Genomic DNA, 23,524 nt, shown 5'->3' on the forward strand with positions numbered 1-23,524 from the left:
GTACTTAGTTACCGCACCCCACCTGCGCCATGGTTGAAGCTGCACCTTCATTTCCTGAAGGAGCAGTTCAACCATGGCCGAACACCCCTCCCCGCCGCTAATGGCAGCCTCGAAAGGTTCTTTTACCCTCGCCAATGGCCTGCACGTCTGCCTGCGTGAAGACCACCGTGCGCCACTGGTCAGCGTGCAGCTGTGGTACCACGTAGGCTCCAGCTACGAACCTGAAGGCCACACCGGCCTGTCCCATGCCTTGGAACATCTACTGTTCGAGGGCAGCAGCAAACTGGCGCCTGGCCAGTACTCAACCCTGATGACCCGCTTGGGCGGCGACCCGAATGCATTCACCTATGCGGATGCCACGGTATTTCCGCTCACCTTGCCAACCCGCCACCTGGAAATTGCCCTGGAGGCCATGGCTGATGTCATGGCCAGTGCCACCCTCGGCGATACGCCCTTTGCTCGGGAACTGGCAGTGGTCATGGCTGAGCGACGCGAGGCAGTGGACAACAACCCTTGGGCATTGGCGCTGGAGCATCACGACTTGCTGGCTTACGGCAATAGTGGCCATGGCACGCCTGTCATTGGCCACATGTCAGATCTGGAGAGCCTCACTCCAGCCGCAGCGCGTACCTGGTACAAGACCTGGTACCACCCCAATAATGCCACCCTCGCCGTGGCCGGCGACATCAGCCTGCTACAACTGCAAACCTTGGTGAAGCGCCACTTTGCGGCGATCCCCGCCCATCGCTTGCCGATGCGGCCCTTACCCACAGGGCCCTCCTCCCAGGGCCGGCGTTTTCAGACGCTGCGCCTGCCAGGCTTGCACAACGGCGTGATCATAAGCTTCAAACTACCCAGCCAGCGTACCGCGCGGTCTGCCAGGCAGGCCTACGCGCTGCGTCTGCTTCCCGATCTGCTTGCCAACGGCTACAGCAGCATCCTCCAGCGCAGGCTGCTGCTGGACGAACCAATCCTGCAATACATCAAAGCGACCTATGAACCCTGGCAGCGCGGTGACAGCTTGCTGACCCTTTACGCGTTCTGCAGCCCACACGTAACCCCGCAGACCGCCGCCGAACGACTGATGCAGGAGATCGAAGCGTTTCGCCAGTCGGCGCCAGCCAAGGAACACCTGCAACGTGCCAAGGCTCGTCTGCTGGCCAGGCTGCTGTTCGAACGGGACGACATTGCCGAGCAGGCCCAAACCATGGGTAAACAGGCCGCCTGTGGCTTGCCGGTCATTTCGCTCGAGGAAGAACAACAGGCCATCGAGACCGTGACAGCCGAGCAGGTAGGCCTGGCTGCCTATGAATTCCTCACCCATTCCCGTGCAGCCTTCACGTTCACGCACCACAAGGAAAGCGCTCATGACTGACTCAACGACCCTGCAACAGCCTGCCGGAGCCAACAACCTCTACGGCGGGCTGCTCTCTGCCCAGGGACTTGACCTGGACCAGTTCGAAACCATCCATACACAGGTTCAAGCGTGGAAGACGACTGCGGGCACGGACGTCAAATTCGTTGAAGCACGGGAACTGCCAATCGTTGACGTGATACTACGGTTCAAGGCCGGCACCACGCAGGACACTCTGTACCCTGGCCTGGCAGCCTTGACGCTCTCCATGCTCGATGAGGGTAGCCAAGCCTACACGGCCGCCCAGCAGGCTGAGCACCTGGAGCGCCTGGGCGCGGTCATGGAAAAACAAGTACGTCTGGAACATGCGACGCTGCGCCTTCGCAGCCTTAGCCCCCCTTCTTTGCTCGACCCGGCCTTGGCGGTGTTCACCGACCTCGTGGCCCACCCAGTCTTCCACCCAATGGCCCTGACCAAGATCAAGCGCCAGTTGCTGCAAAACCATGCATCGCGCGAGCGGCTACCCATCCTCAGAGCACGTAGCGAAGTCTTCCGCCACCTGTTCAACGGGCATCCTTACGGCAACCCTCTGGGCAGCACCGCTCAAGGTATCGAGGCCATTACCCCTGAGGACTTGCGGGCATTCCACCAACGCGCCTACAGCGCCAGCAACCTTGAGATGGTCGTGGTAGGCGACCTTTCGCCTGGACAAGCCCAAGCCATCTCACAACAGATCAGCCAGGCCCTGCCGCAAGGCTGGTCGGCCACTGAACTACCGGCGGCCCCATCAGCTCCCAGCGCGACGATAGCCGTCGAGCAGGCTGGTGCCAGCAGTGCGATCCTGCTGGCACTGCCAATGAACGTACCCGCCAACGATCCGGAGTTTCTGGCCCTGACCTTGGCAAGTGCTGTTCTGGGAGAGGGCCTCGAGTCGCGCTTGATGGTGGAGTTGCGCCAACGACGCGGCCTGACCTACGGCGTGCACACGCATGTATTGCCATTGAGTGCAGGCGGCCTGTTCACCGTGGAATGGGAGGTTGCGCCCCAGCATGTGCAGGGCACGCAGGCACTGGTAGAAACCCTGCTACAGGCGTTCATCGACGAAGGGCCCACCCAGCTGGAGCTGCAACTGGCACGCAAACAGCTGGAAGGGCAGTTGCTGCGAGGGATCGCGCAGAACAGGCAACTGGCAACACTGCTGACGGAAGTAACCCATCAACGGCAACCTGCCGATCATCTCGACACGTACAGCGCCCGTATTGCCGAACTTACCCCGGCAGATGTCCGAGCCGTCATGCAGCGCCGGCTGGCCCTGAGCCGCAAGGTGCTTGTCAGTGTCGGACCAGGCGTTCAGCAACAGCCGCTGCCAGCCCCCGACCAATAGCGCAGGTATTGTGGCGCTGTTTCATGGCAAGCTAGCAGGGCACATCATGAGCCACCCAGCATGCCCAGCCACAACGCCACATTCCGTCCGGCCATCGGCCTATCCAATCCCCACCTGCAGACCCTGTGGGGGCCGCTCTGGCGCAAGCTGCCTGAGCTGCAGCGTGACCGAGAGCGGCTGTGGCTGGCCGACGGCGACTTCATCGACCTGGACTGGCACGGCCCGCACCAACCCCATGCGCCACTGGTCATTGTGCTGCATGGGCTGACCGGCTCGTCTCACTCGCCCTACGTGAAAGGCTTGCAGCAAGCGCTGCAAGATCGCGGCTGGGCCAGTGTGGCCGTGAACTGGCGGGGTTGTTCAGGCGAGCCCAACCTGTTGCCGCGCAGCTACCATTCCGGCGCCAGCGAAGACCTGGCGGAAATTGTCAGCCATCTTCGCGCCCAGCGCCCGCTGGCGCCGCTGTATGCAGTGGGTTATTCGCTGGGTGGCAATGTACTGTTGAAATACCTGGGAGAGAGCGGCGTCGCCAGCCAACTGGAGGCAGCGGCTGCAGTTTCGGTGCCCTTTCGCCTGGACCACTGTGCCGACCGTATCGGCCAAGGGTTCTCCAAGGTGTATCAGGCGCATTTCATGCGCGAGATGCTGGCGTATGTTCAGCTCAAGCAGCGGCACTTCCACGCCCGGGGCCAGCATGAACAGCTGGCGACACTGGAACGCTTGGGCCAACTCACCAATTTGCGCACATTCTGGGACTTCGACGGTAAAGTCACTGCACCGCTCAATGGCTTTCGCGATGCGCACGACTACTATCGCCGCTCATCGAGCCACTTCTTCCTTGGCCAGAACCGCACACCTACGCTGATCATCCATTCCAGCGATGACCCGTTCGTGTCCAGCCACAGCCTGCCGACGGCCCGTGAACTGTCACCACAAACCCGCTTCGAACTGCATGACCGCGGTGGGCATGTGGGATTTGTCGATGGTAGCCTGCGAAATCCGGGGTACTACCTGGAACGACGGATTCCGCAGTGGCTGGTGGACGGTAGCTAGCCCGCGAATTGGTAAAGGCTGCGCGCCCCCTGTGGGAGCGGGCATGCCCGCGAACACCGGCATTGCCGGTGCCACCCACCGCGGGGGTTCAACCCGGTCTGCTTACTCGCCGGTGGCCACAGCATGCTGCGGGTTGTTGATCCACTCACTCCACGACCCCGCATACAGCTTGCCCAGCGGGTACCCCGCCAGCGCCAGCGCAAACAGGTTATGGCAAGCGGTTACCCCAGACCCACAATAAGACACCAACTGCTCCGGCGCCCGTCCAGCCAGCTTTTCGGCAAAACGCTGCTTTAGCTCATCCGCCGGCAGAAAACGCCCGTCATCCCCCAGGTTGTCGGTAAACGCCGCGCACTGGGCACCGGGAATATGCCCCGCCACCGGGTCGATCGGTTCCACTTCACCACGAAAACGTGGCAAGGCACGCGCATCGATCAAGGTCAGGTCTGTGCTACCAAGGCGCTTGCCCAGATGGTCGGCATCGATCAGCAGCTTCGCGTCAGGTTCACCACTGAAAGTGCCCTCACGTTTGGGCGGCGGGTCCAGGCTCAACGGCAGGTGCGCCGCGTGCCAGGCCTTCAGGCCACCGTCGAGAATCGCCACACCACTGCGCTTGCCCAGCCAGACCAGTAGCCACCAGGCGCGGGCGGCAAAGGCGCCGGGGCCGTCGTCGTACAGCACCACCTCGCTGTCGTTGTTCAGGCCCCACTCTCGCAGGCGCTCGACCAGCCGCTGCGGATCGGGCAATGGGTGGCGCCCGGTGCGCCCCTTGCTCACCGGCCCGCTGAGATCCCGGTCCAGGTCGGCAAAATGCGCCCCCTCAATATGCCCCAGGGCATAGCTGCGCTGGCCATAGTCCACATCCTCGAGGGCAAAGCGGCAGTCGAGGATCACCAACTTGGGCGAGCCCAGACGTTCGGCCAACTGCTGCGGGGTGATCAATTGCGCAAGGGGCATGACAATCTCCTGATCGATGGCACGAGAGCCTTGGGCTAGAGCTCCAGGGCCTGGTTGAACGGTACATGGAATTCCTGACACAGCGCGTCTACGGCAGTACGGGCATTGTCGGTGACGAAGCCGAGCTCCAGCACCAGCACCTGATAGACGCCGCGCTTGAAGGCTTCTTCACCCAAGTGCGCAGAATGTTCACGCGTGGTGCTGAGAAAACGTACCCATGATGTCAGCACGATCCAGGCGTTGATGGTCAGTGACTCGATCTGCGCCGGCACCATGGCCAGGATGCCAGCCTCGACGAAGCCGCGGTAGATCGCCTGGCCCTGGCGCAGGCAGCGCTCGGAAAAACGCCGGTAACGGGCGGCCAGTTCGGCATCGCTGTCCAGCAGATGCTCCAGGTCACGGTGCAGGAAGCGGTAGTTCCACATCGCCGCCAGCAAGGCCTTGAGGTAGAAGCGCTTGTCTTCCACGGTTGCCGCGCGGCCCTGCGGCGGGCGCAGAAAACTGTCCACCAGCGCTTCGTACTGGCTGAACAACAGGGCAATGATCGCCTGCTTGTTGGGGAAGTGGTAATACAGATTGCCGGGCGAGATTTCCATGTGCGCGGCAATGTGGTTGGTACTGACGCTGCGTTCGCCCTGCTGGTTGAACAGCTCCAGGCTGTTCTGCACGATGCGCTCTCGGGTCTTCATGCGCGGGGCCATGCTCGCTCCCAGTCTGCGGGCCTTCATCAAAGGTTTATCTTACGGCGTATTACAGATGGAATGCACCGTTGAACGGCATGTAAAAATTCGCACCATGGTACAAATTAGAGTATAGGCTCTAGGCAACCCCGGCCCGGACTCGACACCACCATGAACTCGCCCAGTGCCTTGCCCCCTCTGCAATTCGACCTCGACCTCGCAACGACGTTCGCGGCCCAGCGCCAGGCCTTTGCCGGTAACCCGCTGCCACCAGCGGCGCAGCGGCGCCAGTGGCTGAAAAGCCTGCGTGAAGCCTTGCTGAGCAGCCAGGCAGGACTGATCGAAGCCATCAGCCAGGATTTTGCCGGGCGCAGCGCCGATGAGACCTTGCTGGCCGAACTACTACCGTCGGTGCAGGGCCTGCGCCACGCCGAAAAGCACTTGCAAAGCTGGATGCGCACCCGCCGACGCCGCGTCGGCCTGGCGTTCCAGCCGGCCAGCGCACAGGTGCGCTATCAACCCTTGGGCGTGGTCGGCATCATGGTGCCGTGGAACTACCCGCTGTTCCTCGCCATCGGCCCGTTGACCTGCGCCCTGGCCGCCGGCAACCGGGTCATGCTCAAGCTTAGCGAGGCCACGCCCGCGACTGGCCTGGCCCTACAGCAACTGCTCGAGCGTGTGTTCCCCACAGACCTGGTCAGCGTTGTGCTCGGTGAGGTCGAGGTGGGCCAGGCCTTCGCCCGCCTGCCGTTCGATCACCTGCTGTTCACCGGTGCCACCAGCGTGGGCCGCCAGGTGATGCAGGCTGCCGCACACAACCTGACCCCGGTCACCCTGGAGCTGGGTGGCAAATCCCCCGCTATTGTTTCTGACGATGTGCCGCTGGACAGCGCCGCCGAGCGCATCGCCTTCGGCAAGACCCTCAACGCCGGCCAAACCTGCGTCGCCCCCGACTACGTACTGGTGCCGCGCGAACGGCTGCCCGCCTTCAGCGACGCCTACCAGCGCGCCGTGCACCGACTGTACCCGCGCATCGCCGACAACCCCGACTACACCGCCATCATCAACCCGCGCCAGTTGCAGCGCTTGCAGCACCTGCTGGACGATGCCCGCGCCAAAGGCGCGCAAGTACTCGACTTGTACCCAGGCGAAGCCCCTCAGGGCCGGCGCCTGCCACCACACTTGCTGCTGGACGTGAACGACAGCATGCAGGTGATGCAGGACGAAATCTTCGGCCCGCTATTGCCGTTAGTGCCTTATGACGGCCTCGACCAGGCCTTGGCCTACATCAACCAGCGCCCACGCCCACTGGCGCTGTACTTCTTTGGCTATGACCGCCACACCCAGGAGCATGTGCTGCGTCACACCCACTCCGGCGGTGTGTGCCTGAACGACACCTTGCTGCATGTTGCCCAGGACGATCTACCCTTCGGCGGCATCGGCCCTTCAGGCATGGGCCACTACCATGGTCATGACGGCTTCCTCACCTTCAGCAAGGCCAAGGCAGTACTTGCCAAACAACGCTTCAACGCCGCACGGCTGATCTACCCGCCTTATGGCAAAGCCTTGCAGCGCTTGGTCTACAAACTGTTCATCCGCTGAGGATCGCACCATGCACCGCCGCGACCTGCTGCGTTTCAGCCTCGGCGCCAGTGCTTTTCTGGCGGGTGCCAGCCTGGTGGGGTGCAGCGTGCAAACCGCCGCGACCGGCTATCAGGTACTCCGTGACGACGACCTGCCCCTGCTGCGTGCGCTGATCCCGGTGGTCCTGGCCGGTACACAGGCCACCGATGCGCCGGTGTTGCGCAGCCTCGACAACAAGCTGGCGGCGTTGTCGCCGGAAATGCTCAAGCTCACCCGGCAATTATTCGACGTGCTCAGCCTGCCGCTGACTCGCGGCCCGCTGACCGGCGTCTGGGGCAGTTGGGGCCAAGCTTGCGCCACGCAGGTCACGGCGTTCCTGCAGCGTTGGCAGGACAGCTCGCTGAACCTGCTACGCATGGGGCACGCCTCGTTGCTGCAACTGCTGCAAATGGCCTGGTACGAACGCCCTGAATCCTGGGCAGACTGCGGTTACCCGGGCCCACCGAAAATCTGAAAACAACAAGAGCATCGCCAATGCCTGTCCCCGACCCGTTTCGCCAAGGCCTCGAACGCGGCTGGATCACCCACGACGCCTCGCGCCTGGAGCACGACCTGTTTCTGGAGGCCGACATTGCCGTGATCGGCAGTGGTGCCGGCGGCGCCACCAGCGCGCAGATGCTCAGCGCTGCCGGTTTCAAAGTACTGCTGATCGAAGAAGGCCCCCTGAAAACCAGTAGCGATTTCCACCTGCTGGAGAGTGAAGCCTACGCAAGCCTGTACCAGGAAGGCCTGGGACGCATGAGCAAGGATGGCGCCATTACCATCCTGCAGGGCCGCGCCGTGGGTGGCACCACGCTGGTGAACTGGACCTCGAGCTTTCGTACCCCGCCGCAAACCCTGGCGCACTGGGCGTCGGTCCATGGCGTGAACGGTTTGGGCGAGGATGAACTGCGCCCCTGGTTCGAGCGCATGGAGCAGGAACTGGGCATCAGCCCTTGGGCCTTGCCGCCGAATGCCAACAACGAGGTGCTGCGCCGGGGCTGCGAACAGCTGGGTTACCGCTGGGGGGTGATCCCGCGCAATGTGCGCGGCTGCTGGAACCTGGGCTACTGCGGCATGGGCTGCCCGGTGAATGCCAAACAATCGATGCTGGTGACCCGTATACCTGCCACCCTCGAGCAAGGCGGCGAACTGCTGTATCTGGCGCGGGCCGAGCGCTTCGCTCACAACGGCGAACGCATTCAGAGCCTGACATGCCAGGCCCTGGACGCCCAGGGCATACACCCTACCGGCAGGCAGGTCAGCGTGCAGGCTCGCCATTACCTCCTGGCCGGCGGCGGTATCAACAGCCCGGCCCTGCTGCTGCGCTCTGCCGCGCCCGACCCGCATGGTCGCCTGGGCAAGCGAACCTTCCTGCACCTGGTCAACTTCAGTGCGGCACGCTTCAGCGAGCGTATCGACCCCTACTATGGCGCCCCGCAGTCGATCTACAGCGACCATTTCCAGTGGCAAGGCGGCGCAGACGGTCCGGTTGGCTACAAGCTGGAAGTACCGCCGCTGCACCCGGCCCTGGCCAGCACCCTGCTGGGCGGGCACGGCCACGAGAGTGCCCAGCGCATGGCCGAGCTGCCCCATACCCATGTGATGCTGGCGCTGCTACGCGATGGTTTTCACCCCGAAAGCCAGGGCGGGTCCGTGGAGCTGCGCGGCGATGGTTCACCCGTGCTCGATTATCCGGTCACCGACTACCTGCGTGACGGCTTGCGGCGCGCCTACCGCAGCATGGCACACGTCCAGTTTGCCGCTGGCGCCACCCAGGTAACCCCGGTGCACAGCGACGCCAGCGCCGCCTCTAGCCTGGAACAGGCCCTGACCATGATCGACAAACTGCGCCTGGAGCCCTTCCGCACGCGCTTGGGCAGCGCCCATGTGATGGGCGGCTGCGCCCTCGGCGAAGACCCGCGCCACGCGGTGTGCGACAGCCTGGGCCGCCATCACCAGCTGGAAAACCTGTCGATTCACGACGGTTCACTGTTCCCCACCAGCATCGGCGCCAACCCGCAATTGTCGGTGTATGCCATCAGCGCCAGGCTCAGCGAAGCACTGGTCAGCCGCCTGGCACACAGCGCATGACAACGAACATGGCCCCTGTCTATAGTGCCATCAGTCGGCCGCATGACTTGGCCGGGGCGCCGTCGCTGCGCTACCATCCGACTCCCCAACGCACTCCAGCCAGGATGACGCGATGAACCGAGTGTTGTACCCGGGTACTTTCGACCCCATTACCAAAGGCCATGGCGATCTGGTCGAGCGCGCTTCGCGGCTATTCGACCACGTGATCATCGCGGTGGCGGCCAGCCCCAAGAAAAACCCTTTGTTCCCCCTGGAGCAACGGGTTGAGCTCGCCCGTGAGGTCACCAAGCACCTGCCCAATGTCGAAGTCATCGGCTTCTCTTCCCTGTTGGCGCATTTCGCCAAGGAACAGGGCGCCAACGTCTTCCTGCGTGGCCTGCGTGCGGTGTCCGACTTCGAGTACGAGTTCCAGCTGGCGAACATGAACCGGCAACTGGCCCCCGACGTCGAGAGCCTGTTCCTGACGCCGTCGGAGCGTTATTCGTTCATTTCCTCGACCCTGGTCCGGGAGATTGCGGCGCTGGGCGGTGATATCAGCAAGTTCGTCCACCCGGTGGTGGCCGACGCACTGACTGAACGCTTCAAGAAGCAAGCCTGACGCCTGATTGTCGCGCCCGCGTGCACTGCGGGCGCGAATGCGGCACAATTGTGCCCATTGCGTTGAACATGCCCGGGCTGTGAGCCCCGGCCGGAGTCCCCATGTCCCTGATCATCACCGACGATTGCATCAATTGCGACGTCTGCGAACCCGAGTGCCCGAACGAGGCTATCTCCCAAGGCGAAGAGATCTACGTGATCGACCCTAACCTGTGCACCCAGTGCGTAGGCCATTACGACGAGCCGCAGTGCCAGCAGGTCTGCCCGGTCGACTGCATCCCGCTGGATGAAGCGCACCCGGAAACCGAAGAACAGCTGATGGCCAAGTATCGTCGGATCACTGGCAAGGGCTGATCACTGCCCTTCCCTGCACGGTCCCTGTGGGAGCGGGCATGCCCGCGAACACCGGCGCAGCCGGTGCCATTCATCGCGTCGCCTGTTTCGCGGGCTTGCCCGCTCCCACAGTTACCGCGCCAACGTTCAGGTTTCGCTTCAACAGGTTCGCAGCGAACGTTTCATCGTTGGCAGCGCGGGCAGTACACGCTCGCCCTCTGACCCAGCTTCACTTCGCGCAACTCAGTGCCGCATACCTTGCACGGCTGCCCGCCACGCCCGTACACAAACAGTTCCTGCTGGAAGTAGCCCGGCTGCCCATCGCCACCGATGAAGTCACGCAGGGTTGTACCGCCCTGCTCAATCGCCGCCGCCAGCACCCGTTTGATCTCGATCGCCAGTTTCAGGTAGCGCGCCCGGGAAATCCCACCCGCCTCCCGGCGTGGGTCGATACCGGCGGCAAACAACGCCTCGGTGGCGTAGATGTTGCCCACCCCTACCACCACCGCGTTGTCCATGATGAACGGCTTGACCGCCATCGACCGCCCGCGGGACAGCTGGAACAGCCGTTCACCATCGAACAGGTCGGTCAGCGGCTCAGGCCCCAGGCGCAGCAGTAACTCATGGTTCAGAGGGTCCAGGCTCCACAGCATGGCACCAAAGCGGCGAGGGTCGGTGTAACGCAGCATCAGCCCAGACTCCAGCTCGATGTCGACATGCTCATGCTTGGCCGCCGGCAAGCCCAACTCGACCAGCCGCAAGTTGCCCGACATGCCCAAGTGGCTGATCAGCGTCCCCACTTCGGCATTGATCAACAGGTACTTGGCGCGTCGCTCCACGCTGACGATGCGCTGCCCCGACAGGCGCACATCGAGGTCTTCCGGGATCGGCCAGCGCAGCCGCCGGTCGCGAACCACCACACGGCTGACCCGCTGGCCTTCCAGGTGTGGCGCAATACCGCGTCGGGTGGTTTCTACTTCTGGCAATTCCGGCATGTGTCAGTGTCCGCCCAACTCGCGAATGTTCTGCTTGAGGTTTTCGAAATCGTATTCCGACAAACCAATGTAATCGAGCACCAAGGGGCCCACCACATTCCATTCGTGGTCCACCGCCTGGTTGCCCAGCACCCGGTAGGACGCGCAGATATGCTCAGCCATCTTCAGCACAGCCAGCAGGTTTTTCAGCTGGCTCTGGGTATTGCGCGAGGTATCGTCGCGGAACACGGCCAAGGCATTGTGGTGGTTGGCGATGGCCGCACTGAGGTGCTCGGGCAAGCGCCAGGATTTGGCTGTGAAGTAGCCGACCACTGAATGGTTGGTGTTGAACGTGCGGTTTTCGGTATCGACCACGCGTGTTTCTTCGTCGGCCTTGGCGTATGCCTCTTCCAGCACGTCCATGTAATTGGGGAAGCGCTTGAGCATCAACGGCACGCCACAGTCATGGAAGAGGCCAAGGGTATAGGCCTCGTCCGCCGCCTGTATGCCGGTACGCTTGGCCAGCGTCAGGCAGGTCATCGCGACGTCCTGGGCGGTATCCCAGAAGCGGTTGAGGGTAACGATGGTCTCGTCACTCATCTCGCCCTTGATCGACTGGGCGTTGATCAGGTTGATGATCGAACGGCTCCCCAGCAGGTTCACCGCACGCTGGATCGAACCGATCTTGTTGGACAACCCGAAGTGCGGAGAGTTGACCAGCTTGAGCAAGGCGCCGGAGAGGCCCGGGTCCTGGGAAATCAGCTTGGCGATGGTTTCCAGGTCTGGGTCAGGCATGTACTGCTCGAACTGCAGATCGACCATGATCTGCGGTTGAGGCGGGATGGTGATGCCTTGCAAGGCTTGCTGGATCTGTTCGGCGCTGAGTTCTTGGGACATACGTGCACACTCGTTTAGGACGCGGCATTTTAACCCTCTAAGCGCTCCCAGTTACCACACCTCTAAAGGCGAAAGCACAGCAGACACGCTATAATCCCGCTCTTTTTCCCGGAGCGACGTCATGTCCCTGCCCAGCCTTCGCCTCAAAGCCAATGCCGACCGCCGCCTGCGCGCCGGCCACCTGTGGGTCTACAGCAACGAAGTCGATGTCAGCGCGACCCCTTTGCAAGGCTTCCAGGCGGGTCAGCAGGCCATTCTCGAGGCAGCCAACGGCAAGCCGCTGGGCATCGTCGCGCTGAGTCCGAACAACCTGATCTGCGCCCGCCTGCTGTCACGCGACATCAAGCTGCCGCTGGACAAGTCGCTGCTGGTACACCGCCTGAACGTCGCCCTGTCGCTGCGCAAGCGCCTGTTCGACCAGCCGTGCTACCGCCTGGTCTACGGTGACTCCGACCTGCTCCCGGGCCTGGTGGTCGACCGCTTCTTCGATATCCTCGTGGTGCAGCTGGCCTCGGCCACCATGGAAGCGCACAAGGATGATGTGATCGCCGCACTGGTGCAGGTGCTCAAGCCCAGCGGCATCCTGTTCAAGAACGATTCGGCCGCGCGCGACGCCGAAGGCCTGCAGCGCTATGTCGAGACCGTCTACGGCGAAGTGCCGGACTGGGTGCCGCTGGAAGAGAACGGCGTCAAGTTCGAAGCTCCGGTGCGCGAAGGCCAGAAGACGGGCTGGTTCTACGACCACCGCATGAACCGCGCCCGCCTGGCACCGTACGTGAAGGGCAAGCGTGTACTCGACCTGTTCAGCTACATCGGCGGCTGGGGCGTGCAGGCCGGTGCCTTTGGCGCCAGCGAAGTGTTCTGTGTCGATGCCTCGGGTTTTGCCCTGGACGGCGTGGAGCGTAACGCTGCACTGAACGGCATCAGCGAGAAGCTGACCTGCATCGAAGGCGACGTGTTCGAAGCCCTGCGCGAGCTCAAGGCGGCCGAAGAACGCTTCGACGTGATCATTGCCGACCCACCTGCCTTCATCAAGCGCAAGAAGGACCTGAAAAACGGCGAAGCGGCCTACCGCCGCCTGAACGAACAGGCCATGCGCATGTTGAACAAAGACGGCATCCTCGTCAGCGCCTCGTGTTCAATGCACCTGCCCGAGGACGACCTGAACAACATCCTGCTCACCAGTGCCCGCCACCTGGACCGCAACATGCAGCTGCTTGAGCGAGGCGGTCAGGGCCCGGATCACCCGGTACACCCGGCCATCGCCGAAACCCGCTACATCAAAAGCATCACCTGCCGGTTACTGCCAAACAGCTGATATCTGCCAAAAAGGGCCGCCCAGCGGCCCTTTCCTGCCGCAATCCCCCCGCCAACCATCCACATCTGCATTCCCTCACCGCGCCAGCGGTGTAGAATCGGCCTATTCATCGCCAGTCATCCCCGGCGGGTTTATGAGCTCTGGTCAAGCACGCGGCGATCCCGCGCGGTCTTGGCCCCATCCGTGCCAGTGGCAACCGGCCTGCGGCGCAAAGGACAAGAGAAGCTCACTCCCCTATTTGTGACCTGATTAAGCCGCCAGGAGTGTTTCATGCCTGATTATCGTTCCAAGACTTCCACCCAAGGCCGCAACATGGCCGGCGCCCGTGCCCTGTGGCGCGCCACCGGGATGAAGGACGAAGACTTCAAGAAACCGATCATCGCCATCGCCAACTCGTTCACCCAGTTCGTCCCGGGCCATGTGCACCTGAAGGACCTGGGCCAGCTGGTGGCCCGCGAAATCGAACGCGCCGGTGGCGTGGCCAAGGAATTCAACACCATCGCGGTCGATGACGGCATCGCCATGGGCCACGACGGCATGCTGTACTCGCTGCCAAGCCGCGAAATCATTGCCGACGCGGTGGAATACATGGTCAATGCGCACTGCGCCGACGCCATCGTCTGTATCTCCAACTGCGACAAGATCACCCCCGGCATGCTGATGGCCGCCCTGCGCCTGAACATCCCGGTGATCTTCGTTTCCGGCGGCCCGATGGAAGCCGGCAAGACCAAGCTGGCCAGCCACGGCCTGGACCTGGTCGATGCCATGGTCATCGCGGCCGACTCCACGGCCTCCGACGAAAAAGTCGCCGAATACGAGCGCAGCGCCTGCCCGACCTGCGGTTCGTGCTCCGGCATGTTCACCGCCAACTCGATGAACTGCCTGACCGAAGCCCTGGGCCTGGCCCTGCCGGGCAACGGTTCGACCCTGGCCACCCACTCCGACCGCGAGCAGCTGTTCCTCACGGCCGGCCGCACCATCGTCGAGCTGTGCAAGCGCTACTACGGCGAGAATGACGAGTCGGTCCTGCCACGCAGCATCGCCAACTTCAAAGCGTTCGAAAACGCCATGATGCTGGACATCGCCATGGGCGGCTCAACCAACACCATCCTGCACCTGCTGGCCGCAGCACAGGAAGGTGAAGTGGCGTTCGACCTGCGCGACATCGACCGCCTGTCACGCAAAGTGCCGCAGCTGTGCAAAGTGGCGCCAAACATCCAGAAGTACCACATGGAAGACGTCCACCGCGCCGGCGGCATCTTCAGCATCCTCGGTTCGCTGGCCCGTGGTGGCCTGCTGCACACCGACCTGCCGACCGTGCACAGCCGCAGCATGGAAGAAGCCATCGCCAAATGGGACATCACCCAGACCGATGACGAAGCCGTGCACACCTTCTTCAAGGCTGGCCCTGCCGGTATCCCGACCCAGACCGCATTCAGCCAGTCGACCCGTTGGGAAACCCTCGACGACGACCGTGAAAACGGCTGTATCCGCAGCTTTGAACACGCCTACTCGCAAGAGGGCGGCCTGGCCGTGCTGTACGGCAACATCGCGCTGGATGGCTGCGTGGTCAAAACCGCCGGTGTCGACGAATCGATCCACGTGTTCGAGGGCACCGCGAAGATCTTCGAAAGCCAGGACAGCGCCGTGCGCGGCATCCTCGCCGACGAGGTGAAAGCCGGCGACATCGTGATCATCCGCTACGAAGGCCCGAAAGGCGGCCCGGGCATGCAAGAAATGCTCTACCCGACCTCGTACCTCAAGTCCAAAGGCCTGGGCAAGGCCTGCGCCCTGCTCACCGACGGTCGCTTCTCGGGCGGTACCTCGGGCCTGTCGATCGGCCACGCCTCGCCAGAGGCCGCGGCGGGCGGCGCCATCGGCCTGGTGCGCGACGGCGACAAGGTACTGATCGACATCCCTAACCGTTCGATCAACCTGCTGGTCAGCGATGAAGAGCTGGCGGAACGCCGTGTCGAGCAGGACAAGAAGGGCTGGAAGCCAGCCGAGGTCCGTCCACGCAAGGTAACCACGGCGCTCAAGGCCTATGCCCTGCTGGCCACCAGTGCCGACAAGGGTGCGGTGCGTAACAAGGCAATGCTCGAAGGGCTGTAAGGGCTTTTCTGGCATTGGCACAACCGGCGTCTCGTACGCCGGTTTTTTTTGCCGGTGGATAAAGGCTGGATCAAAGCTCACCCTTCGCGACACATTGGCGTAATTGCGCCAGCAGCAGGGCAGCCGAGCGCTTCGGTGTCGCCGCCGACGTCAGCACGAACTGCGCTTGAGGCAAGGCTGGCAACGTCGACACCTCCACCAGGCCGGCAGCCAGAGCAGACGATCGCGTGACAGGCGTTACCCCAAGCCCGCCACTTACGGCGGTCATCAGCCCGCCGACACTTGGGCTCTGGCAAACGATGCGCCATTGCCGCCCGGCGCGTACCAAGGCCTCGATAGCTGCGGCCCGATAAGGGCATTGATCAGAAAATACCGCCAAGGGCACAGGCGTGGTGACCTCATCGCTGCCCAGCGCAATCGGCCCTCTCGCCCACACCAATGGTTCGGACCAAAGCACCTCGCCACGTTCTTCATCGCTGCAGCGGCTGCCCAAGACGATATCCAGCCCACCCGAGTGGACGAGCGAGAGCAACTCCCCAGTCAGACCGACGGTCAGGGACACCTCTGCATCGGGATGTGCCACCGAAAAACGACGCATGCAGTCGATGATCGGGGCTTTCACCATTTCCTCGCTCAACCCCACATACACCGTGCCTGACACCCGCCGACCTGCCCCAAGGCTTGCGCGGGCATCATCGTGCAGCGCCAGGATGGTGCGGGCATAGCCTGCCAACCGAGCGCCTGCGGGTGTCAGGCTGACCGAGCGGGTCGTACGCTCCAGCAATTTTTGTCCGGCTTCGCGTTCAAGCCGCCGAATATGAGCGCTGATCGCCGACTGCGTTAGGTGCAGCCTCTGCGCAGCACGGGTGAAACCACCGGTGTCGGCAACGGCAAGCAAGCTCCGCAAAAGCACAGTATCGAACACAGATTCATCACCTATCTCACTCAATATCGCGAGCATACGTCATTTCTATAATGAATCGCCCTGAATCAGACTGACCACCGAACGCCTGGGCGCTCAAGCGCCGGGCAAGGCTTATCAACACTACTTGGGAGAAGCCCCGTGGTTGAACGTATCTTGTATGTCTGCGCCTCACCCAGAGGAGAGCGGTCCGTTTCCGCTCAGATTACCGACGTGTTCCTGGCGGCATTGGCCGAGCGCAAAGCGGTAGAAATCGATCACTTGAATCCTTGGGAATGCGACCTGCCTGAGGTAGATGGCGCCTTGCTCGCGGCGAAGTACGCGGGGCTTGCCGATGCCCCGCTGTCAACCGCACAGGCAGCTGCATGGGACCGGATCAAGGCCCTCGCTCAACGGTTCCACCGGGCGGATACCTTGGTGTTCAGCGTACCGTTGTGGAATTTCGGCATTCCGTACAAGCTCAAGCACCTGATCGACGCAATTTCGCACAAAGATGTGCTGTTCACCTTCGATGAACACGGGTTGAACGGCATGCTTGGCGGGCGTCGAGCGGTTGCCATCTACACCCGTGGTTTGGGCTACGGGCCCGCCTCACAGACACCCGACCAGTATTTTGGCCTGGAAAAAACCTTCATTGACACATGGTTTCGCTTCGTTGGGATTAACCAGGCGCACAGTTTAGTGGTCGAACAGACCCTCGGCGCTGAGGGCGCCAGGATCCGTGAACGTGCCATTGAACAAGTGACCCTGCTAGCGCAGACCATTGACCAGAAAGCGGCCCAGACCCTCATTGTGGGCCGCGATGGTTGATATTCCCGTTACTGGATCTGCTCCGGCGTGACGATCACCCAGTTCTTGTCGGCCGTCACCGGCAACCCTTCCTTGGCCTGTGCCGCCGCATTTTTGGCAATCATCCCGTTGAGCTGGTCCATGTACTTGGCCTTGCGGTTTATCCACAGGTGGATACCGCCTTTGCCCACATCCACCCCGTGGAACTGCATGTAGCCATCGCTGGTCGGCGTGTCGCCGCCCACCAGCACCGGTTTCTTCCACTCATCGATGTAGGTAAGGATCGCCGCCTGCTTGCCCGCCATCCAGGTGGCCGGGGTCCACAGGTAAGGGGTCAGCTCCAGGCCCTCGTTAGCCTTGGCATCGTATTGCCCGGCGCTGATCTGCTTGCGCGCAGTGGTCAGCTGGCCGCTGGCGCGGTCCTTGAGCAGCAGGCTCACGCCAATCACGTTCTGGGGCTTCACGTTGTATCCATACTTGGGGTCCGAGGCGACCATGCGCACCAGCTCTTCGGAGGCCGCCGAAATCACATAAACCTCGATGCCATTCTCCATCAGCTTGTTGTACAGCTCGGCCTGGCCCTTGAAGACCTTGGGCGGCTGAACCTCGATGGCCTTGACCTGGTCGCCTTCGTAATAGGTGCTGGGGATCGGCTTGGTCGAAGCCATCAGCTCATCCACCTGCACCTTCAGCTCCTGCAAGGTAAAGCCCGAGAACACCTGGGCTACCCACGGGTAGCAGACCATGTCATCGATTTCACACAGCCGGTAGTAATAACTGAACAGGCTTTCCTTGTGCTCGGCAGTGTCCTTGAACGGCATCAGCTTCAACGAAGGGTCGAGCTTGTCGCGGCTTAGCAGGCCCTTGTTTTCCATAAACGGAAGCAAGGCTTCTTCCAGGTCATAGCGATAACTGGTGTTGTCCATGTCAAACACCGCGTAGTTACCCTTGTTGGCATTGGCGGCGATCATGGTGTCGAGCTGTTTGGCCGCGTCGGCAGGCCAGTGTTTGAGCTCCGTGGCGAAGGTTTCGATACTGAACAGCAGGGACAGGCCGATGGCGGCGGCTTTCACAGCGACTTTCATGTACGAATCTCCTGAAATGACCCAGAAACGCTAGTGCAACAATCCCCACTGCAAGCCCCCGATAACGACCTCCAGGCAGCTGCAAACGCCTTGTTCATTGCAATCTGCGACATCCCGTTATTCCATAAACGACTATGTAAATTCCATTTGGGTATAAATTCGTTTGTTTTCAGGCTGTTAGCATTTCCGTTCGCAATCGCTCACAGAGGCGATGCCACTTCTGCTTTTTTCTGCTGGAGCTTCAATGAACCTGCCGCTGTCACTCAACCTGCTGGCGTTCCTGGCCCTGTTGCTGGGTCTGGCACAAACCCGCCGCACCGACTGGAGCCTGGCCAAGAAGGTACTGCTTGGCCTGGTGCTGGGCGTGGTCTTCGGCCTTGTGCTGCACACGATCTATGGCGCTGGCCACCCCGTGCTCAAGGCAACCATCGCGTGGCTCGACCTGGTCGGCAACGGCTATGTCGGCCTGTTGCAGATGATCGTCATGCCGCTGATCTTCGCCTCGATCCTCAGTGCCGTGGCACGTTTGCACAATGCCTCTTCACTGGGCCGCATCAGCGCGCTTAGCATCGGCACCCTGCTGCTGACCACGGCCATTGCCGCCCTGATCGGCATTGTGTTGACCAACCTGTTCGGCCTCAGCGCCGAGGGCCTGGTGGCCGGCGCCCAGGAAAGCGCACGCATGCAGGTTATCCACAGTGACTACGCGGGCAAGGTCGCCGACCTCAACATCCCTCAACTGCTGCTGTCGTTCATCCCCAGCAACCCGGTAGGCGACCTGGCGCGGGCCAAGCCGACCTCGATCATCAGCGTGGTGATCTTTGCGGTGTTCCTCGGCCTGGCCGCGCTGCAGTTGATCAAGGACGACGCCGAGAAGGGCGAGCGCGCCCTGTCGGCCATCGACACCCTGCAGGCCTGGGTGATGCGTCTGGTGCGCGTGGTGATGAAGCTGACCCCCTATGGCGTGCTGGCGTTGATGACCAAAGTCGTGGCCAGCTCCAACACGGAGGACATCCTCAAGCTGGGCAGCTTCGTGGTGGTGTCGTACCTGGGCCTGGGGTTGATGTTCGTGGTGCATGGCATCATCCTCGCCGCCACCGGTGTGAGCCCGCTGCGCTTCTTCCGCAAGGTGTGGCCGGTGCTGACCTTCGCCTTCACCAGCCGCTCCAGCGCCGCCAGCATTCCGCTGAACATCGAGGCACAAACCCGCCGTCTGGGCGTGCCGCAATCGATCGCTAGCTTCAGCGCATCGTTCGGCACCACCATTGGCCAGAACGGCTGCGCCGGGCTCTATCCTGCCATGCTGGCGGTGATGGTCGCGCCAGCGGTAGGCATCGACACCTTCGACCCGCTGTGGATCGCCACCCTGGTGGCCATCGTCACGCTGAGCTCTGCAGGGGTTGCCGGCGTGGGCGGCGGTGCCACCTTTGCCGCGCTGATCGTGCTGCCAGCCATGGGCTTGCCGGTGGAACTGGTGGCGTTGCTGATTTCGGTGGAGCCGCTGATCGACATGGGCCGTACGGCGTTGAACGTGAACGGTTCGATGACGGCGGGCGTTGTCACCAGCCAGCTGTTGAAAGAGACTGACAAGGAAGTGCTGGCCGGTGATGAACATGCCGAGCTGAGCCACACCTGACAGATCGCCGGGGCGCATTGCGCCCCTTTCGCGACAAGACCGCTCGTGTCTTGCTCAAAACCTGAACCCCTGCGCCCCCGTAGGAGCGGGTTCACCCGCGAAAGGGCCAGGCCTGCTGGCCAATTTTCACCCGCCGTTCACCGTTGCCGCCGCTATCGTATTCGCGGGTAAACCCGCTCCTACAGGGTGGTGGACACACATTGGTGATTGGCCGCAGGCTGCTGTAGGAGCGGGTTCACCCGCGAAGGGCTGCAAAGCAGCCCCCAACAATCTCAACCCTTATCCCAAACCTCGAAGTGATACACCGGCTTACCTTCCTCAGCCTGTGCCTCGCTAGAAGTCAGCCTCCACTGCCCTTCATCAAACGCCGGGAACCACGCATCCCCCTCTGGCGCCAACTCAACCCGCGTCAGGTACATACGGCTGACCAGCCCCTTCTCCAGCGCCTGCCCATACAGCTGCGCGCCCCCAATCAGCATCAGCTCACCGACGCCCTGCTCGCGCGCCCACTGCTCGGCCCGCACCAACGCCTCTTCAAGCGAGGCGAACACCTCGGCACCCGCCAGTTCAAGCCCCGGCTGGCGGCTGACCACGATGTTCAGCCGCCCAGGCAGCGGCCGCCCCAGCGAGTCCCAGGTCTTGCGCCCCATGATGATCGGCTTGCCCAGGGTGGTGGCCTTGAAGTATTTGAAGTCCCCCGGCAAATGCCAGGGCATGGAGTTGTCGATGCCGATCACGCGGTTCTCGGCATAAGCCGCGATCAGGCTGAGGGGGAGTGATGTATTCATGCCGGCGAGGATAGCACCGGGCGTGTGGGTTATGCTTCTGCCTTGACCTGTGCAATGGAAGACCTTGTGACTGCACCCACGCCACTGGACAAGCGCTGGCTCACCGAAGCGGTACGCCTGCGCGAAGAACATGCCGGCCCGCTGGAAGACCAGGAAGCCAACCGTTACGCCCGCCAGATAGGTGGCGACCTGGCCACGCGCATCGAAACACGTGCGCTGTTCCTGGCCGAGCGCGATGACATGACCGGCGCCCTGCGCCATTGGAAGCAGGGCGCGCGCCTGGCGCTGCTGGCCCTGCTGCTGCTGGCCGTGCTCAGCGGCGCAGGCCTGGGGCTGGCCGCCCTCGGTGACGGGCAGCGCCCGGTGAATGTGTTCTGGGCGCTGGGCAGCCTGCTCGGGCTGAACCTGCTGATGCTGCTGGGCTGGGCCATGGGTTTTGCCCTGAGCGGCGAGCATGGCGCAGGGCTGGGCCGCTTGTGGCTATGGCTAAGCGAACGCTTTGCCCGCGATGCCAAGGCCGCGCACCTGGCGCCAGCGCTGCTGGTGCTGCTGCAACGTCAACGCCTCAACCGGTGGCTGCTCGGCCTGTTGGTACACGGTCTGTGGCTGCTGGCGATGCTCACCGCGCTAGGCATGCTGCTGGCCTTGCTGGCGACCCGACGCTATGGCTTTGTCTGGGAAACCACCTTGCTCGCCGCCGAGCCGTTCATTCACCTGACCCAAGCACTGGGCGCCCTGCCCTCGTTGCTAGACTTCGCCGTGCCCGACGAAACCATGATCCGCGCCAGCGGCGACAGCCTGCCGGCCCTGGACATGGCACGCCAGGCCTGGGCCAGCTGGCTGCTCGGCGTGGTGCTGGTATACGGCCTGCTGCCCCGCCTGCTGCTGGCCGGGCTATGCCTGTGGCGCTGGCGCCAGGGCCGTGAACGCCTGACGCTGGACCTGGGCCTGCCCGGCTACGCGCAACTGCGCGAGGCACTGATGCCGCGCAGCGAGCGCATCGGCGTGCAGGATGCTGCCCCGCAAGCCTTGCCACAGTTTGCCGCCGGGCAGCTGGAAAGCGGCAGCAGCGGTGCCCTGCTGGTGGGCCTGGAGCTGGACGACCAGCGCCCTTGGCCACCGGCCCTGCCCAAAAGCGTGACCGATGCCGGCGTGCTCGACAGCCGCGAATCACGCAACCGGTTGTTGGAGCAGCTCAGCCGCTTCCCACCGGCACGCCTGGCCATCGCCTGCGACCCACGCCGCTCGCCGGACCGCGGCAGCTTGGCGCTGCTCGCCGAACTGGCGCGCAATGCCGGCGCAACCCGTATCTGGCTGCTGCAGGCTGCACCGGGCCAGCCCCTCGATGCCGAGCGCCTGGGCGATTGGCACGAAGCCCTTGACCGCTTTGGCCTGCAACATGCCGACACCTCACCGCTGACCTGGTTGGAGCATGGCCATGACTGAGCCACTGAAACTGGCCGTGGTCGGCCATACCAATGTTGGCAAAACCTCGCTACTGCGCACCCTGACCCGCGACGTCGGTTTTGGCGAAGTGTCCCACCGCCCCAGCACTACCCGCCATGTGGAAGGTGCGCGGCTGTCTGTGGACGGTGAACCCTTGCTGGAGCTGTACGACACGCCCGGCCTGGAAGATGCCATCGCCCTGCTCGACTACCTTGAACGTCTGGAGCGCCCGGGCGAGCGCCTGGACGGCCCGGCCCGGCTGGAGCGCTTTCTGCAGGGCAGCGAAGCGCGCCAACGTTTCGAGCAGGAGGCCAAGGTATTGCGCCAATTGCTGGCCAGTAATGCCGGGCTGTATGTGATTGATGCGCGCGAGCCGGTGCTGGCCAAGTACCGCGACGAACTGGAAGTACTGGCCAACTGCGGCAAGCCGTTGCTGCCGGTGCTCAACTTCGTCGCCAGCAGCCAGCACCGTGAGCCGGAATGGCGTGAAGCCCTTGCCCGGCTTGGGCTTCACGCATTGGTCCGGTTCGACAGCGTGGCCCCGCCAGAGGATGGCGAGCGCCGTTTGTACGAAAGCCTGGCGCTGCTGCTGGAAAACGCCCGCCCGGCGCTGCAACGGCTGATCGACGACCAGCAGGCACAGCGTTTGGCACGCCGGCACAGCGGCAAGCGCCTGATTGCCGAACTGCTGCTCGATTGCGCTGCATGCCGGCGCAGTGTCGAGGCCGAATCGGCGGCAGAAGCCCGGGCCATCGCGGCGCTGCGTCAGGACATTCGCCAACGTGAACAACGCTGCGTCGAAGCCTTGCTCAAGCTGTATGCCTTCCGCCGCGAGGATGCCCATGCCAGCGACCTGCCATTGCTGGACGGCCGCTGGGGCGATGATTTGTTCAATCCAGAGACGTTGAAACTGCTGGGCGTGCGCCTGGGTAGTGGCGTGGCGGCGGGGGCGGCAGCGGGGGCCGGGGTCGATTTGCTGGTTGGTGGCCTTACCCTCGGCGCAGCGGCGCTGGCCGGGGCGATTGCCGGTGGCGCGCTGCAGACGGCGCGCAACTATGGGTCACGGTTGATGGGCAAGCTCAAGGGCAAGCGCGAGCTGACCGTGGACGACACTGTATTGCGTTTGCTGGCCTTGCGTCAGCAGCAGTTGATGGTGGCGCTGGATAACCGCGGGCATGCGGCGCAGGACAGCATTCGCCTGGGCGAGCTGGATGAAAAGGCCTGGCGCGAGGGCAAGTTGCCGGAGGCGTTGGTCAAAGCGCGGGCGCACCCGCAGTGGTCCACCCTGAATCCCGGGGCGAAGCTGAATCAGGCTGAGCGGCAGGAGCAGTTGGAGGCGCTGGTTTCACAGATTTGAGCCAGCAGGGCCGGCCTCTTCGCGGGTTTACCCGCGAATACGGTAGCGGCGGCAACGGTGAACGGCGGGTGGAAATTGGCCAGCAGGGCCGGCCCTTTCGCGGGTAAACCCGCTCCTACGGGCGG

General features: G+C 63.0%; 21 protein-coding genes. 14 read left to right on the top strand and 7 right to left on the bottom strand.

Features of this window, described 5'->3' with window-relative positions:
• Positions 1-73 precede the first annotated feature (73 nt).
• Genes V7787_RS09680 through V7787_RS09690 form a run of 3 tightly spaced genes read left to right on the top strand, consistent with a single transcriptional unit; the run spans position 74 to position 3,791 of the window.
• Positions 74-1,375, top strand: coding sequence for a M16 family metallopeptidase (locus tag V7787_RS09680; protein ID WP_336087633.1), 1,302 nt, complete (start codon positions 74-76; stop codon positions 1,373-1,375).
• Entirely contained in the window at positions 1,368-2,738 is a 1,371-nt protein-coding gene (locus tag V7787_RS09685) for a M16 family metallopeptidase (RefSeq protein WP_064493544.1), read from the top strand. The genes V7787_RS09680 and V7787_RS09685 overlap by 8 nt, the downstream gene beginning before the upstream one ends.
• Before the next feature lie 60 nt (positions 2,739-2,798).
• Positions 2,799-3,791, top strand: coding sequence for a hydrolase (locus V7787_RS09690; RefSeq protein WP_010955654.1), 993 nt, complete (start codon positions 2,799-2,801; stop codon positions 3,789-3,791).
• A gap of 102 nt (positions 3,792-3,893) precedes the next feature.
• Here V7787_RS09690 and V7787_RS09695 read toward each other — a convergent pair whose 3' ends face one another.
• Positions 3,894-4,748: a sulfurtransferase gene (locus V7787_RS09695; RefSeq protein WP_064493543.1), complete on the bottom strand. Its 855-nt coding sequence runs from the start codon at positions 4,746-4,748 to the stop codon at positions 3,894-3,896.
• 35 nt (positions 4,749-4,783) lie between these two features.
• Positions 4,784-5,449 carry a TetR/AcrR family transcriptional regulator gene (locus tag V7787_RS09700; RefSeq protein ID WP_129933516.1) on the bottom strand — a complete coding sequence of 222 codons (666 nt, stop codon included), beginning with the start codon at positions 5,447-5,449 and terminating at the stop codon, positions 4,784-4,786.
• A 150-nt stretch (positions 5,450-5,599) separates the two neighbouring features.
• On the opposite strand from V7787_RS09700, the gene V7787_RS09705 reads away from it, so the two are divergent.
• The 5 genes from V7787_RS09705 (at position 5,600) to V7787_RS09725 (ending at position 10,096) form a co-directional block, all read left to right on the top strand.
• Positions 5,600-7,030, top strand: coding sequence for a coniferyl aldehyde dehydrogenase (locus V7787_RS09705; RefSeq protein WP_014754745.1), 1,431 nt, complete (start codon positions 5,600-5,602; stop codon positions 7,028-7,030).
• A 10-nt stretch (positions 7,031-7,040) separates the two neighbouring features.
• Positions 7,041-7,526, top strand: coding sequence for a hypothetical protein (locus tag V7787_RS09710; RefSeq protein WP_012053973.1), 486 nt, complete (start codon positions 7,041-7,043; stop codon positions 7,524-7,526).
• Between the two features lie 20 nt (positions 7,527-7,546).
• The gene (locus tag V7787_RS09715) at positions 7,547-9,145 is read left to right on the top strand and encodes a GMC family oxidoreductase (protein ID WP_064493541.1); all 1,599 of its coding nucleotides are present in this window, start codon (positions 7,547-7,549) and stop codon (positions 9,143-9,145) included.
• 112 nt (positions 9,146-9,257) lie between these two features.
• The gene (gene coaD, locus V7787_RS09720) at positions 9,258-9,743 is read left to right on the top strand and encodes a pantetheine-phosphate adenylyltransferase (RefSeq protein WP_010955660.1); all 486 of its coding nucleotides are present in this window, start codon (positions 9,258-9,260) and stop codon (positions 9,741-9,743) included.
• A gap of 101 nt (positions 9,744-9,844) precedes the next feature.
• Positions 9,845-10,096: a YfhL family 4Fe-4S dicluster ferredoxin gene (locus V7787_RS09725; protein WP_003249063.1), complete on the top strand. Its 252-nt coding sequence runs from the start codon at positions 9,845-9,847 to the stop codon at positions 10,094-10,096.
• A 161-nt stretch (positions 10,097-10,257) separates the two neighbouring features.
• Here the strand turns inward: V7787_RS09725 and mutM are convergent, their stop codons facing one another.
• Together mutM and V7787_RS09735 are read right to left on the bottom strand one after the other, a co-directional pair.
• Entirely contained in the window at positions 10,258-11,070 is an 813-nt protein-coding gene (gene mutM / locus V7787_RS09730; RefSeq protein ID WP_010955661.1) for a bifunctional DNA-formamidopyrimidine glycosylase/DNA-(apurinic or apyrimidinic site) lyase, read from the bottom strand.
• A 3-nt stretch (positions 11,071-11,073) separates the two neighbouring features.
• Positions 11,074-11,892: an HDOD domain-containing protein gene (locus V7787_RS09735; protein ID WP_173881454.1), complete on the bottom strand. Its 819-nt coding sequence runs from the start codon at positions 11,890-11,892 to the stop codon at positions 11,074-11,076.
• 175 nt (positions 11,893-12,067) lie between these two features.
• On the opposite strand from V7787_RS09735, the gene V7787_RS09740 reads away from it, so the two are divergent.
• Both V7787_RS09740 and ilvD read left to right on the top strand, forming a co-directional pair.
• Complete coding sequence (locus V7787_RS09740; RefSeq protein WP_336087650.1) at positions 12,068-13,264, top strand: class I SAM-dependent rRNA methyltransferase; 1,197 nt, start codon at positions 12,068-12,070, stop codon at positions 13,262-13,264.
• A gap of 270 nt (positions 13,265-13,534) precedes the next feature.
• Positions 13,535-15,376 (top strand): dihydroxy-acid dehydratase, encoded by a 1,842-nt coding sequence (gene ilvD, locus V7787_RS09745; RefSeq protein ID WP_003249056.1) that lies wholly within the window; start codon positions 13,535-13,537, stop codon positions 15,374-15,376.
• Between the two features lie 70 nt (positions 15,377-15,446).
• Here ilvD and V7787_RS09750 read toward each other — a convergent pair whose 3' ends face one another.
• A complete protein-coding gene (locus V7787_RS09750; RefSeq protein WP_336087653.1) occupies positions 15,447-16,337 on the bottom strand; it encodes a LysR family transcriptional regulator in 891 nt (296 codons plus the stop codon).
• 102 nt (positions 16,338-16,439) lie between these two features.
• On the opposite strand from V7787_RS09750, the gene V7787_RS09755 reads away from it, so the two are divergent.
• Positions 16,440-17,108, top strand: coding sequence for an FMN-dependent NADH-azoreductase (locus V7787_RS09755; protein WP_064493538.1), 669 nt, complete (start codon positions 16,440-16,442; stop codon positions 17,106-17,108).
• Between the two features lie 8 nt (positions 17,109-17,116).
• Here the strand turns inward: V7787_RS09755 and V7787_RS09760 are convergent, their stop codons facing one another.
• Positions 17,117-18,172 (bottom strand): phosphorylcholine phosphatase, encoded by a 1,056-nt coding sequence (locus V7787_RS09760; protein WP_104886939.1) that lies wholly within the window; start codon positions 18,170-18,172, stop codon positions 17,117-17,119.
• 244 nt (positions 18,173-18,416) lie between these two features.
• On the opposite strand from V7787_RS09760, the gene V7787_RS09765 reads away from it, so the two are divergent.
• A complete protein-coding gene (locus tag V7787_RS09765; RefSeq protein ID WP_064493536.1) occupies positions 18,417-19,808 on the top strand; it encodes an L-cystine transporter in 1,392 nt (463 codons plus the stop codon).
• Positions 19,809-20,080: 272 nt separating this feature from the next.
• Here V7787_RS09765 and V7787_RS09770 read toward each other — a convergent pair whose 3' ends face one another.
• Positions 20,081-20,596, bottom strand: coding sequence for a dihydrofolate reductase (locus tag V7787_RS09770; protein ID WP_003249048.1), 516 nt, complete (start codon positions 20,594-20,596; stop codon positions 20,081-20,083).
• A gap of 54 nt (positions 20,597-20,650) precedes the next feature.
• Here V7787_RS09770 and V7787_RS09775 point away from each other — a divergent pair, with 54 nt between their 5' ends.
• Complete coding sequence (locus tag V7787_RS09775) at positions 20,651-22,042, top strand: DUF2868 domain-containing protein (protein ID WP_336087660.1); 1,392 nt, start codon at positions 20,651-20,653, stop codon at positions 22,040-22,042.
• Entirely contained in the window at positions 22,035-23,399 is a 1,365-nt protein-coding gene (locus V7787_RS09780) for a GTPase/DUF3482 domain-containing protein (protein WP_104886937.1), read from the top strand. Before V7787_RS09775 ends, V7787_RS09780 begins: the two co-directional genes overlap by 8 nt.
• The last annotated feature ends 125 nt before the right edge of the window (positions 23,400-23,524 follow it).

The sequence above is a fragment of the Pseudomonas sp. CGJS7 genome (assembly GCF_036961695.1).

Excerpts from the sequence above, each read along its gene's own strand:
- mutM (WP_010955661.1), bottom strand. The coding sequence starts at position 11,070 with ATGCCGGAATTGCCAGAAGTAGAAACCACCCGACGCGGTATTGCGCCA.
- V7787_RS09760 (WP_104886939.1), bottom strand. The coding sequence starts at position 18,172 with ATGAAAGTCGCTGTGAAAGCCGCCGCCATCGGCCTGTCCCTGCTGTTC.
- ilvD (WP_003249056.1), top strand. The coding sequence starts at position 13,535 with ATGCCTGATTATCGTTCCAAGACTTCCACCCAAGGCCGCAACATGGCC.
- V7787_RS09780 (WP_104886937.1), top strand. The coding sequence starts at position 22,035 with ATGACTGAGCCACTGAAACTGGCCGTGGTCGGCCATACCAATGTTGGC.
- V7787_RS09690 (WP_010955654.1), top strand. The coding sequence starts at position 2,799 with ATGCCCAGCCACAACGCCACATTCCGTCCGGCCATCGGCCTATCCAAT.
- V7787_RS09725 (WP_003249063.1), top strand. The coding sequence starts at position 9,845 with ATGTCCCTGATCATCACCGACGATTGCATCAATTGCGACGTCTGCGAA.
- V7787_RS09740 (WP_336087650.1), top strand. The coding sequence starts at position 12,068 with ATGTCCCTGCCCAGCCTTCGCCTCAAAGCCAATGCCGACCGCCGCCTG.
- coaD (WP_010955660.1), top strand. The coding sequence starts at position 9,258 with ATGAACCGAGTGTTGTACCCGGGTACTTTCGACCCCATTACCAAAGGC.
- V7787_RS09765 (WP_064493536.1), top strand. The coding sequence starts at position 18,417 with ATGAACCTGCCGCTGTCACTCAACCTGCTGGCGTTCCTGGCCCTGTTG.
- V7787_RS09710 (WP_012053973.1), top strand. The coding sequence starts at position 7,041 with ATGCACCGCCGCGACCTGCTGCGTTTCAGCCTCGGCGCCAGTGCTTTT.
- V7787_RS09685 (WP_064493544.1), top strand. The coding sequence starts at position 1,368 with ATGACTGACTCAACGACCCTGCAACAGCCTGCCGGAGCCAACAACCTC.
- V7787_RS09775 (WP_336087660.1), top strand. The coding sequence starts at position 20,651 with ATGGAAGACCTTGTGACTGCACCCACGCCACTGGACAAGCGCTGGCTC.
- V7787_RS09680 (WP_336087633.1), top strand. The coding sequence starts at position 74 with ATGGCCGAACACCCCTCCCCGCCGCTAATGGCAGCCTCGAAAGGTTCT.
- V7787_RS09695 (WP_064493543.1), bottom strand. The coding sequence starts at position 4,748 with ATGCCCCTTGCGCAATTGATCACCCCGCAGCAGTTGGCCGAACGTCTG.
- V7787_RS09715 (WP_064493541.1), top strand. The coding sequence starts at position 7,547 with ATGCCTGTCCCCGACCCGTTTCGCCAAGGCCTCGAACGCGGCTGGATC.
- V7787_RS09700 (WP_129933516.1), bottom strand. The coding sequence starts at position 5,449 with ATGGCCCCGCGCATGAAGACCCGAGAGCGCATCGTGCAGAACAGCCTG.
- V7787_RS09750 (WP_336087653.1), bottom strand. The coding sequence starts at position 16,337 with ATGCTCGCGATATTGAGTGAGATAGGTGATGAATCTGTGTTCGATACT.
- V7787_RS09705 (WP_014754745.1), top strand. The coding sequence starts at position 5,600 with ATGAACTCGCCCAGTGCCTTGCCCCCTCTGCAATTCGACCTCGACCTC.
- V7787_RS09770 (WP_003249048.1), bottom strand. The coding sequence starts at position 20,596 with ATGAATACATCACTCCCCCTCAGCCTGATCGCGGCTTATGCCGAGAAC.